At 58.9% G+C, this 11,306-nt stretch carries 13 protein-coding genes and 1 tRNA gene; 7 read left to right on the top strand and 7 right to left on the bottom strand.

Features of this window, described 5'->3' with window-relative positions; genetic code table 11:
• Positions 1–4 precede the first annotated feature (4 nt).
• Positions 5–640 carry a recombinase family protein gene (locus J5J10_RS04820; protein WP_211929050.1) on the top strand — a complete coding sequence of 212 codons (636 nt, stop codon included), beginning with the start codon at positions 5–7 and terminating at the stop codon, positions 638–640.
• Positions 641–1,590: 950 nt separating this feature from the next.
• Here the strand turns inward: J5J10_RS04820 and J5J10_RS04815 are convergent.
• The 4 genes from J5J10_RS04815 to J5J10_RS04800 all read right to left on the bottom strand — a co-directional run bounded on the left by J5J10_RS04815 (position 1,591) and on the right by J5J10_RS04800 (position 4,946).
• Positions 1,591–2,181 carry a thermonuclease family protein gene (locus J5J10_RS04815; protein WP_249116675.1) on the bottom strand — a complete coding sequence of 197 codons (591 nt, stop codon included), beginning with the start codon at positions 2,179–2,181 and terminating at the stop codon, positions 1,591–1,593.
• A gap of 90 nt (positions 2,182–2,271) precedes the next feature.
• Positions 2,272–2,877 (bottom strand): hypothetical protein, encoded by a 606-nt coding sequence (locus J5J10_RS04810; RefSeq protein ID WP_211929049.1) that lies wholly within the window; start codon positions 2,875–2,877, stop codon positions 2,272–2,274.
• Between the two features lie 271 nt (positions 2,878–3,148).
• Positions 3,149–4,846, bottom strand: a complete 1,698-nt coding sequence (locus tag J5J10_RS04805; protein ID WP_211929048.1) for a site-specific integrase — start codon at positions 4,844–4,846, stop codon at positions 3,149–3,151.
• Between the two features lie 24 nt (positions 4,847–4,870).
• Positions 4,871–4,946 (bottom strand) — tRNA-Ile (locus J5J10_RS04800).
• 148 nt (positions 4,947–5,094) lie between these two features.
• Between J5J10_RS04800 and J5J10_RS04795 the strand changes: the two genes are divergently transcribed.
• Positions 5,095–5,826, top strand: a complete 732-nt coding sequence (locus tag J5J10_RS04795) for an SIMPL domain-containing protein (protein ID WP_211929047.1) — start codon at positions 5,095–5,097, stop codon at positions 5,824–5,826.
• A gap of 73 nt (positions 5,827–5,899) precedes the next feature.
• Here the strand turns inward: J5J10_RS04795 and J5J10_RS04790 are convergent, their stop codons facing one another.
• Together J5J10_RS04790 and J5J10_RS04785 are read right to left on the bottom strand one after the other, a co-directional pair.
• Positions 5,900–6,253: a hypothetical protein gene (locus J5J10_RS04790; protein WP_211929046.1), complete on the bottom strand. Its 354-nt coding sequence runs from the start codon at positions 6,251–6,253 to the stop codon at positions 5,900–5,902.
• Positions 6,254–6,368: 115 nt separating this feature from the next.
• Positions 6,369–6,791 (bottom strand): secondary thiamine-phosphate synthase enzyme YjbQ, encoded by a 423-nt coding sequence (locus tag J5J10_RS04785; protein WP_211929045.1) that lies wholly within the window; start codon positions 6,789–6,791, stop codon positions 6,369–6,371.
• Positions 6,792–6,936: 145 nt separating this feature from the next.
• Here J5J10_RS04785 and J5J10_RS04780 point away from each other — a divergent pair, with 145 nt between their 5' ends.
• Positions 6,937–7,410, top strand: coding sequence for a heme-degrading domain-containing protein (locus J5J10_RS04780; protein ID WP_211929044.1), 474 nt, complete (start codon positions 6,937–6,939; stop codon positions 7,408–7,410).
• Positions 7,411–7,436: 26 nt separating this feature from the next.
• Positions 7,437–8,585 carry an amidohydrolase gene (locus J5J10_RS04775; RefSeq protein ID WP_211929043.1) on the top strand — a complete coding sequence of 383 codons (1,149 nt, stop codon included), beginning with the start codon at positions 7,437–7,439 and terminating at the stop codon, positions 8,583–8,585.
• Between the two features lie 12 nt (positions 8,586–8,597).
• Here the strand turns inward: J5J10_RS04775 and J5J10_RS04770 are convergent, their stop codons facing one another.
• A complete protein-coding gene (locus J5J10_RS04770; protein ID WP_211929042.1) occupies positions 8,598–9,635 on the bottom strand; it encodes a DUF930 domain-containing protein in 1,038 nt (345 codons plus the stop codon).
• Between the two features lie 232 nt (positions 9,636–9,867).
• Here J5J10_RS04770 and J5J10_RS04765 point away from each other — a divergent pair, with 232 nt between their 5' ends.
• From J5J10_RS04765 to J5J10_RS04755, 3 genes are all read left to right on the top strand, one after another.
• Entirely contained in the window at positions 9,868–10,527 is a 660-nt protein-coding gene (locus J5J10_RS04765) for a peroxiredoxin (protein ID WP_208551565.1), read from the top strand.
• 77 nt (positions 10,528–10,604) lie between these two features.
• Positions 10,605–10,838, top strand: coding sequence for a type II toxin-antitoxin system prevent-host-death family antitoxin (locus J5J10_RS04760; protein WP_211929041.1), 234 nt, complete (start codon positions 10,605–10,607; stop codon positions 10,836–10,838).
• On the top strand, positions 10,838–11,260 hold the full coding sequence (locus tag J5J10_RS04755; RefSeq protein WP_211929040.1) for a type II toxin-antitoxin system VapC family toxin: 423 nt from the start codon (positions 10,838–10,840) through the stop codon (positions 11,258–11,260). The genes J5J10_RS04760 and J5J10_RS04755 overlap by 1 nt, the downstream gene beginning before the upstream one ends.
• Positions 11,261–11,306: the final 46 nt, after the last annotated feature.

The following is an 11,306-nucleotide window of genomic DNA, read 5'->3' as shown; positions in this document are numbered from 1 at the left end:
GACCATGTCCAAGACTGTACTCTATGCCCGTGTTTCAACGACAGACCAGACGCTTGATCACCAGCGGACACAGGCCGAGCAAGCAGGTTTTGTCATTGACGAGGTGATTGCAGATCATGGCGTGTCAGGCGTCAGCACCAGACTTGCGGACAGGCCGGAAGGCAAGAGGCTGTACGATAAGCTTCGCCATGGTGACATACTGGTTGTCCGGTGGGTCGATAGGCTTGGTCGCAACTACGAGGATGTGACCGACGCGATACGGCATTTCATGCGGCAAGGGGTGATCGTCAAAACTGTCATCAACGGGATGACGTTCGACGGGGCGACGGCGGACCCGATACAACAGGCCGTTAGAGACGCGCTGATTGCGTTCATGGCCGCGACGGCGCAAGCTCAGGCCGAAGCCACAAAAGCCGCTCAGCGGGCCGGCATCGAGGCAAGCAAGGGCGATGTCGAACGCTATCGGGGCAAGAAGCCAAGCTATGACCGGAAGACGTTCCGGCAGGTCGTGGACATGCTGTCAATCGGCAATGGTGCATCCGAGATTTCCAAGGCGACGGGATTGACCAGACAGACCGTTCTCAGGATCAAGGGCGATCAGGCCGGGGCGGAGGCTGCCCTTGCAAGGTGGGACATGTGATGGCCTTGGGCCGGGAGGCGAAAAGGCCGGAAACTAGGGGCTTTTCGCTTGTGGTCCCTATTAGGAATAACAACGGTTTTAAACCGGCGCTTTCCCGCCTTCGGCGGATCATAAGCCGGGATTGAGCCGAAGGCTGTTAAGCCGGAATGTTTTAGCTGTTGCTTACGGTATCAGTCTCACCCATCGGAGATGGAAATAGTACCAGTAGTAAATACAGATATAGATACAGAGATACGATAGATATAAATACATATAAATAAACAATATCATATAATTAGTATCGTAAATAGATAAATATACAGCATTCCACAATGTATATAATAAATTGTATATACAATAGATTAATACCACTATAGTCATAACTTTGTCGTACAGTTACAACATACGATAGTAACTATGGACTTATATCTACATGTACATCGGCCACACGGATCTGACCTGTATGGTTCCGGCTAGATGTATTACATAATAACAACAAGAAATTCGACGCAGATCATGACACGGCTACGATCTATAGAATTAACAACAGTCATGTTCAATTTTTTGCATAAGTTGATTAATACACTGCTTCTTTACCAATGCCGGAAACAGATTATCAGAACAGTTGCTTACATCGGCATTGTGTAAGATTGAAAGGTCAAGAAATATACACCAGAACCTCATTCGGCTGGTCAGATTTCTGCTTCGAACTCGCCAGCGTGAAAGGTGCGGCCAACCCGGCAGGATGTATGGCGTCTATTTCGGCCATAGCGGGGCGTCAGGGCGCATTGCGGGCTTCAGATAGGCAACCATAGCCAAAACGATATTTTGCTCGCTACGGCGCAGATATGGCGGTTTTTCGGCCTGGGTGGAAATTCAGATAAGACACTGAAACAAATGGTCTTTTCGTACACGGCGCTCGTAGAGCCTGCTTGTGGAATGGCCCGTAGCGATCACCTGCCAGGACGATTTCAGCACCATGGCTGCCTTCTGCCTGTCCATGTCCGGGCCAAGCCTTCCGACACAAGCATGTCGCCAAGGGATCGGCCATCCCGTACCAGCACACGGAGTTTGCGCCCGTACTTGTCTTCGTCTCGCCCCTGCCATGCCTGCATCTGGAAAGGTCCGGCATTGACCAGTTCTATGAAGCGTGAGGTTGCACGATCCCCTAGCGCCTTCTCGGCTGCACAACGGGGTTCACTGACTTCCGGCGTGTCTATGTCAGCAACGCGGATTTTGACGCCATTGCTCCAAAGCGTATCACCGTCCACGATGCAGTTGATGCGGACGCTTCCGGAGCAGCGCTTGTAGGTCACGCTCTGTTTGATGGCGGCAAAGACCACTTGTTCGGTTAGCTGCGCTTGTTTGCCGTTGAATACGGCGATGGGATTGCTAAACCCAGCAGCAAGCGCTGTGACTGAATTGGCGCTGTCGATGAATTGAGACGCAGCCAAGCCAATGGCAAAGCTTCCAGTCATGGCAATGGCTGTGAGCTGGATGAACGAGCCGGTTTTGGCAGCTCGCTTTTTGTGTCGTGGCTTGAACTGCACAACCTTGGACATGAGAAATGCTCTCCCTCCCTGCACTGGATACAGGCGGGCGGTGTAGGTCAGACTAATTGGATCGCTGCAATTTTAGACAATGCTGGTATTTCAGGCTTGGGCTGCTGCCTTTGGTGACGATGGTTCGACCTTGGGGTACTTCGCTTGCAGATAATCGTAGTAGCGAACCCCGAACATTTCCTTGAACATGGCTTCCATGTTGAACCGCAGGATTTGCCCCATCATCATGGCTGCTGCTTGCTCGTCTGTTTTAACTTGCCTGATAATCTCGTTGCGATGAGCGGCCAGTTCGGCTTCGGTGATGTCCGTGCCTGCTTCTTCCTTGTGCATGGCGCGAATGAATGGCCCTAGAGCCGCATGGCTGTTGGCCCACTGGATGTTCGCGGAAAGTAGCTTGCGAATATCTGCAACGGCCTTCGGGTAATCGCTGGGCTGTAGATTGCGCCCGCATTCAGCTTGAAGGTAGTTGCCCAAACTGGCGATGAAGGATTGCTGCACGCCTCCGGCGATACGCGGCTCCATGAGGCCGACAAGCTGTTCCGGTACATCGCCGCTGCTCGAACCATGGAGGCACAACGCATTTGTAGCGTAGTAGACGGAGAATTTTCTTACCCAGTCGTTCCGATTAGCCGGTGCCCGGTTCTTGTAGAGCCAGTAGACGCAACCGGCGATGACAAGAAGTACGATGATTTCCATGATGCTGCCCCCATGCGGAAGGGCGGTAATCGCGGTACGTCCCCGCGAATTGCCCTTCGATCTCTGGTGATCGGGGAGTTAGTAACCGTACAGCGACGGCCCCACGGCCTTTAGTTCGGAGAACCTGGACATACGCCGCAGGCTCCCCGACCATATAAGGTCGAAGAGTGGTGCTGATTTGGCAGCACGCATACCTAGCTGTAGGGGTTACTAAGCCCCTGAAGCCGCACGTACGGCTCCAAGGTCTGTTTCTCGTGTTCGCGCTTTGTTGTCAATCCTGAATGGAAATATCAGGTTTCTGTGCTGGCAAGCTGTAGTCCAGCTTTTGCATAGCGTAATTGCGCTGCTGCAATGTGAAGCCTTCCTTGAAGTACTGCTTGTGCGTCATGCCATCCTGCTCGTGGCCGATGATTGATTTCACCAGTGGGTCCGCTACGCCAGCTTGCAGCAGTCGCGTGTTAACGGTGTGTCGCAGGCTGTGGAAAACGCGCGTCTTGGATTTCAAGCCAAGCTGGACGAGAAGCCTGTCATTGAACCAGCGGCTTTGCTGCCGTCCCCATCCGTTCTTCGGATCGTAGGTGAAGTCGGGGAAAAGCTTGGTTGCCCTCTTGTCGGTCATGGCCTGTACATATTCGAGAAGTCCGGCCTCAATAAGCTTACTGTGTATCGGCACCAGACGGCGAGCGGCGGACGTCTTCAAGCTCTTGCGATCGCCTTCCTCGTTCATATCGAACACCCATACACCGTCCTGTTCCCGAATATCCTTGAGGTGCAATTGGGCGATTTCGCCAAGTCTGGCACCTGTATAGATGCCTATGAGCGTGGCCCATTTCTGATATGGTTTCGTAACCAGCCCATGCTCATTGTGTAGAACCGCCCGCAAAATCAGCCGGATTTGTTCATCCGTATACGCCTCCCGGTCGCCTTCCCTGTTCTTCTTGGCCTGTTTGACGGCGAGACCGGAGAAGAAGTTTTCGCTGATATGGTGGTTCTGCTTCGCCCACTCGAATAGCTCACTGTAGGTTTGCAGGTACTTGTTGATCGTCGGAACCTGAATGGTCTCGATGTTCGGAAGATTGAGGACATCGGCCAGTGGCTTGCCTCGTGTCAGTGGGTTTTTGGAACGGTTGCGCGGATAGACAAGCAGAATGTCCTTGACCCGCTTCGCCTCCATGGCCGTCAACGTCCGTACGTCCGTATCGCTGCCAAGAATTTCTTCCAGTAGTTTGATATGGTCCACCTTCTCGATAACCGTCTTGGCTGCCCATGCGTTCCCGCGCTGCCTTTCCTTGCTGTAGGTGGCGGCAACGTCGCTGATGCTCATTCCCGCCACTCTAGCGCCCTGGGTCATATCACCAGTAGGTGAGATTGGGCCGCTTTCGAAATCATAACGCTGCAACGACTTGTCGTAGGCAAGGACTGCCTTCACAAAACCATGGAAGGACAGTTTCATTTCCCGTTCAAGCCAGACGTATTCAGCGCTGCCCTTGCTGATGCTCAGCCCGTACTTCTCGATAAAACGGTCAAGAAGATCGTCGTCGGATTTGACGAGGGAGAGCGGAGTATCTGTTTTTCTTGCCTGCTTGGCGACACGCTTGCTGGTCTCGTAGGTCTGCCTGTCCAACTCGCTCAGCGGGCCGGTATCGTTCATCTCGGTCTTCGCCTCTTCTAACAATTGGCGAAAATGCTCTGTCAGTACGCCTCTCAGTTCCTCGTGCCGCATCCCGTATGCAATTCCGTGTTCATTCAACTGTTCACCTATCTGGCTCAGGGAACGGGACAAGCGCAATGCTTTTCGTGGTTCGCGGGTCCGTAGCGAAAGCTTGAGCGTTGATGCTTTTTTCTGCGGATGTAGCTGCTTCGGTAGAGGCCAGCGTAGATAGAAAACGCCGCATCGGGACTTCACGAGATAGGCCGGATTGAACAAATCAATGTTCCCCTTGGATGTTCCCCCAAGAAAATCCGGCATCTAAGTAATTGATTTTAAACGAAATGGTGGGCCCGGAGGGACTCGAACCCCCAACCAAGCGGTTATGAGCCGCCGGCTCTAACCATTGAGCTACAGGCCCCGGCCGGCATTGCGCGGCGGTGACGGACAATGGTAACCCGTCGCGGACACGCTCTAACCGAATTCTTAGGCAGCGACAAGCCGTTGCCGTATTCGCTACACAATCGATCGCCAAGACTGCGCCATCATCAAGCCGGAGGACATCCCGAATGAAGACTACCCTGAACGCCACTCTCGCGGCCGCGGCCCTGTTCGGCCTAACGGCGGCGGCAGCGCCAGCCTTGGCGGAGACGCCGCGCGAGGCGACGGTGATCGTCTCCGGCGAAGGCGAAGCGACGCTGACCCCCGACATGGCGATCCTCACCATGGCCGTCGTACGCGAGGCCGAGACGGCTGCGGATGCGCTCTCGGCCAACAACGAGGCGATGGCGGCGGTGCTTGCCGACCTGAAGCAGGCGGGTGTCGAAGAGCGCGACGTGCAGACGAGCGGCTTTTCCGTCAGCCCGCGCTACCGTCAGGATCCCTCGACCGACGGCGGCTACGAGGCGCCCGAGATCGCAGGATACCAGGTGAGCAATTCGGTAACCGTGCGTGTGCGCGACCTCACCGCGCTCGGCGGCATCATCGACCGGTCGGTGAAGCTCGGCGTCAATGACGGCGGCAATATCGCACTCACCAACGACAATCCGGATGCAGCGGTCGCGCAAGCCCGCAAGGAAGCCGTCGCCGATGCCGCCGCCAAGGCAAAGGCGCTGACGGACGCAGCCGGCGTCAAGCTCGGCCGTATCATCGAGATCAACGAGAATTTCGCCCGGCCGATGCCGCAGCCGATCTATCGGGCCGCGATGGCCAAGGAAATGAGCGACGCGTCGGTTCCGATTGCAAGCGGCGAAAACAGCTACACTGTTACGGTCAACATCACATACGCCATCGAGCAGTAAGCAAGACGGCACTATAGACAAAAGCCGCTCCGGCCGATTGGCGGGAGCGGCTTTTTCATGGGCGTTACCCGGATCAGCTGCGAATCAGCGGGCAGCCGTGACGATTGGCGAACACCATCCGGTCGAAGCGGTGATGCCGGTGGCCAGCCACGACGACTTTATGACGCGAGACGTGCTCCACATGGGCGCGACGCAAACCGGTCCAGCGGGCCTTCTCGACCGCCATCATCGGCCGGCAGCCGCGCTCGCGGTCGCCGTGCCATCCATGGTGTCCGCCGGGGCGACCCGGTCCGCCGATGTGAAAGCTGAAGCCGGGGGCATCGTAGTAGTATCCGCGTCCACTGGCACTAGCCGTGGTGGCGAATGCGGTCAGCGACATCAGGGCACCCAGCATCGCTGCGCCGATCTTGATCAAGGTCTTCGTCATGGCTGCTCTCCTCAGGTTCGATCTCCCGCGTCCGTGGCGGTGACAGGGACCCTAGGACAGGCCGGCTGAACGCCCGCGTAACCCTCCATTCAGCCAGGGTTCATTGTAAACGAGATCAGCCGGAAAGATGCAGCACCACCTCGCGCCGGTGCGGCCGGTCGCGATGCTCGAAGAGATAGATGCCCTGCCAGGTTCCAAGTAGCAACCGGCCACTTGAGACGGGAATCCCGAGCGACACCTGCGTCAGCCCGGCCTTGATGTGGGCCGGCATGTCGTCCGCCCCCTCGTCCCGGTGCACGAGATAGGCCATGGCGGGATCCGTTGCCGGCGGCACCAGCCGCGCGAAGAAGGCTTTCAAATCACGCTTCACGTCCGGATCGGCGTTTTCCTGGATGATCAGCGAGCAAGAGGTGTGGCGTACGAAGACAGTCAAGAGCCCCTCGCCCCGCCCGGTCCTTTCAACGAAGTCGGAAGCGGCGGAGGTGAATTCGTAAAGTCCCTGCCCCCGGGTATCGATCGTCAACCGTGTCTGCGCCATCGCATCGCCTTCCCTGAAATCCCCTGCCAAACGCACACATAGACCAGCGGGCGGCCATGGCAAGCGCACCCTTGGCGACGCGGGACTGGTCAAGCCCTTGCGGCTGTGGCTAGAGTGCGGCCACTTGACTCGGGAGGAAAATGAGATGGGGAACGGAACACCGCTGGTCGACGAGATCGCCGAACAGGAGCACCGTCTGGTGTTCGAGAGCTTCGATGAGGACACAGCCCTTGCCCTGGGTGAGACGCTGGTCGGTCTGGCCCGCGCATCCTCCGCACCCGTCGTAATCAACATCCGCACGCCGAACCGCACTCTCTTCCATGCCGCCATGCCGGGTTCGGCGCCGGATAACGATGTCTGGGCGCGGCGCAAGAGCAATGTCACGCTGCGCCTGCACAAGGCGTCGATGTGGGTCGGCGAGAACAACCGGCTGAAGGGCCGCACGCTCGGCCCGGACCATGGCTTCGATCCGATGGACTACGCCGATCACGGCGGCAGTTTTCCGATCCGCGTGAAGGGTACCGGCGTCGTGGCGGCCGTCACCGTCTCAGGCCTGCCATCGGCCGACGACCACGCGATGATCATCAAGGCGCTGGAAGCCCAGCTTTCAACTCGCTGATTTCGATCACGTACACGGAGAGGCCCATGTTTCTCACCAACCAGGACCTCGTCTCGCTGATCGATCTCAGGCACGAGCTGCACCGGTTTCCCGAAGTGTCCGGTGACGAGGGGGAGACGGCCGCCCGCGTCGTGGCGTTTCTGCAACCGCTGTCGCCCGCCCGCATTTTGACGGACCTTGGAGGCCACGGCGTGGCGGCCGTGTTCGATAGCGGCTCATCTGGCCCCACGCTCCTGTTCCGCTCGGAGCTCGATGCGCTGCCGATCGAGGAACTGTCGGACGCGCCGCACCGCTCCACCATCGCCGGCAAGGGTCATCTCTGCGGCCATGACGGCCACAGCACGATCCTGACCGCCATGGCGATCGGCCTTTCCCGCCAGCCACCGAAGCGTGGCCGCGTCGTTCTGCTGTTCCAGCCGGCAGAGGAAAACGGCGTGGGTGCCGCCGCCGTGATCGCCGATCCGCGTTTTTGCGAGATCGTTCCGGATTTCGCTTTCTCGCTCCACAACATGCCCGGCCTGCCGCTCGGCCACGTGGCGCTGACGGATGGCCCGGTCAACTGCGCCTCGCGTGGCATGCGCATCCGGCTGACCGGAAAGACCTCGCATGCGTCGGAGCCGGAAAAGGGCGTCTCCCCCATGCAGGCCGTCGCGTGCCTGATGCCGGCTCTTGCCGCTCTCTCCCACGCTAGGCCGCCCGCGCCGGACTTCCTACTGGTGACGATCACCCACGCCGAACTCGGAGAACCGGCCTTCGGCATCTCGCCCGGCGCGGCGGAGATCTGGGCGACGCTGCGCACACTGACGGACGACCGTATGGATGCGCTGATCGAAGCCGCCGAGATCCTCGTCCACGACGCTGCACGCAAGGATGGTCTGCAGGTCGAGATCGGTTACGAAGACGTCTTCCACCACTGCGAGAACGCACCGGAAGCCGTGGCGCATCTCGAACGTGCGCTCGCGACGGAAGGAATACCGTTCGGTCCGGGAGACCTGCCGATGCGGGCATCAGAAGACTTCGGCCGGTTCCGCCAGCATGCGCCGACGGCGATGTTTTTCCTCGGCGCCGGTGAACGCCACCCGGCCCTCCACAATCCCGACTACGATTTTCCCGACGACCTGATTTCAACAGGATCACGAGTCTTCATGCGGGTCGTACGCGATATCCTAGGCTGACGACCGGTCCGATCAGAAGCTCGGAAAACCGCGCCGCGCCCATTCGCTGCGCGGTATGGAGGGGCCGACGTGAAATGCAAACGACAGGACGCGGGTGGCATCCTGATCGACTTCGCAGCGGAAGCTCAGGTCGTGCCATTCGCCCTCTGCCCGGAAGGCCGCACGACGGATTTCGTAGATCGTGCCCTCGCCGAGCCGGTGTGATGGCAGGAGGTCCGGCCGGTAGCGCGGCGTTGAATTCAGGAGCTGCGCGCGGAGCTCCGTTAGGCAAAGCTGGTCCGCTCTGACACCCCGCGGCAGGTTGCCCATGGCGGTCATGGCGATCGGATCCTCGCTGACGCGGGTCGAGAACAACCGCTCAGCCCGGTCAAGGGGCGGGTCGTCCGCCGCCTCGTCAAAAGCGTCCGGCTCCGCCTGATCCGTTGCGTCCGCTTCAGACGGGTCGGATATTTCTTCGGCAGGCGCCGCCAAACCTGCGTCGGCCTGTCCGCCTTCCGCCGTCAGCAAAGCGATATCGGTCCGGGACGGCTCTTCCGGCAACGGCTCCTCGGCGTCCGTGTCCTGTGTCTCTGGCGCGACCTCGGTTTCCTCTAGCGTTTCAGCCTCCGGTTTGGCCGGCTCTTCGACCGCCGTTCCGTCAAGCGCCTCGCGAGGCCCCTGATCCCGGTCGCCAAACTGCACCACAGGTCTTAACCTGGGAAGCGGAATGCGTGCTGGCGGCAGAGGCTCTTCCAATGACGGGGCTTGCTGCTGGTCGGCTGGCGGAGGGGGTGGAGGCGGTTCTTCCGGCTCGGCCGCCTGCTCTTCCTGCGGCTGTTCTTCTTCCGCCGGCGGCTCTTCGGTCTCGGGTTCCGGTGGCGGTTCCTCCGCTTCCGGCTCCGGCGGCGGCACCAGCGTCACGGCCACCTCGGTCTCCTCCGGCGCAGCCTGCGGCCAGGAGATCGGCACGATCATCACCAGCACGAACAGGGCGTGCAGCGCCAGCGATCCGGCGATTCCCCATCGCAGGTTCCGCCGCCAGGTGATTTCGCTATCGTCCGTCTTCGACAAGAAGCGCCTTTCCGGGATTTACCTTCGCTACCGCATATAGTGTGCCGCCGACACCGTAGAAACATCTTTTCGGCAGACATGCGGCAGTTCACTACCATGACGGCATTCCGTGCGGCGAATTCCCGGTTGAAATTTTCGCGAGGCGGCATCTCTCGAGAAAGCCATTCGCCGACAGCCAGCTGAAAACCTGTCAGGATCGCGCCAACTCAGATGATTTTCAGGGAGACACGCCATGAGCCTTCGCATCAACCAGACCGCTCCGGACTTCACCGCCGAGACCACCCAGGGCACGATCAGCTTTCACGAGTGGATCGGCGACAACTGGGCCGTTCTCTTTTCACACCCGAAGAACTTCACTCCGGTCTGCACCACCGAACTCGGCACCATGGCCGGCCTTGAAGGCGAATTCCGCAAACGCGGCGTCAAGATCGTCGGCATTTCCGTCGATCCGGTCGAAAGCCATGGCAAGTGGAAGCAGGATATCCGCACCGCCACAGGCTTCGACGTCGAATATCCGCTGATCGGCGACAAGGACCTGAAGGTTGCTAAGCTCTATGACATGCTGCCGGAAGATGCCGGTTCAAGCTCAGAGGGCCGCACGCCGGCCGACAACGCCACCGTTCGCTCGGTCTATGTGATCGGCCCGGACAAGAAGATCAAACTGATCCTCACCTACCCGATGACGACCGGCCGCAACTTCGATGAAATCCTGCGTGCGATCGACTCGATCCAGCTGACGGCGAAGCATCAGGTGGCGACCCCCGCCAACTGGAAGCAGGGCGACGATGTCATCATCACCGCCGCCGTTTCCAACGAGGATGCGATCACCCGCTTCGGCTCCTTCGACACGGTGCTGCCGTATCTCAGGAAGACGAAGCAGCCGACGGCTTGAGGCCTATCAAGGCGGCGGTTGAAGCGGAATGTCAAAACTGCTATTTATGACCAGAATTATAGTCATGGATAAATCAGATGACCACGGTCAACGTCGCACACGCCAAAGCCCGTCTGAGCGAACTGATCAACAAGGCGGAGCGAGGCGAAATCACCGAGATCGAGCGGCATGGGAAGCCTGTCGCTCGACTGGTACCGGCACGGCGGTCAGGCGAGCCGATCGACTTCGAGTGGTTGCAGACAATCGTCGACAGCATGCCCCGTACCGAACCGGACACGGTGCGCAAAATGCGTGATGAAGACCGCTATTGATGGTCTACGTCGATACATCAGTGTTCGTTGCGCTTTTGACGAATGAGGCCTCAGCGCCTCGGGTCATGGAGTGGTTAAAGCGGCAGCCGTCCGGTTCGGTTCACGTCAGCGGATGGACGATCACGGAATTCTCGTCGGCGGTTGCGATAAAAATACGAACGCGGCAGATTGACACCTCGCAACGGCAAGCCGCGCTGACCGCCTTCAACAGGCTTCTCTCGACATCGCTCAACGTGTTGCAGGTCAACGCCTCCGACTATCTGGCGGCGGCGCGCTTTTGCGACCGCGAGGAACTCGGCCTTCGCGCGGGTGATGGCCTGCATGTGGCAGTCGCCATGTATGGAGGCCTCTCCCTGGCGACCCTCGATGTAAAGCTCGCGGAGGCCTGCACAGCCTTCGGGGTCTCCAGCAAACTTCTATAAGAAAAAACCCGGCGTCGCCGCCGGGTTCTCCTTATCAACGTTTTGC

The sequence above is a fragment of the Ciceribacter sp. L1K23 genome (assembly GCF_018122705.1).
GTDB lineage: Bacteria > Pseudomonadota > Alphaproteobacteria > Rhizobiales > Rhizobiaceae > Allorhizobium.
The sequence above is the reverse complement of the archived record's forward strand: the minus strand, read 5'-3'. Positions and strand labels throughout refer to the sequence as shown.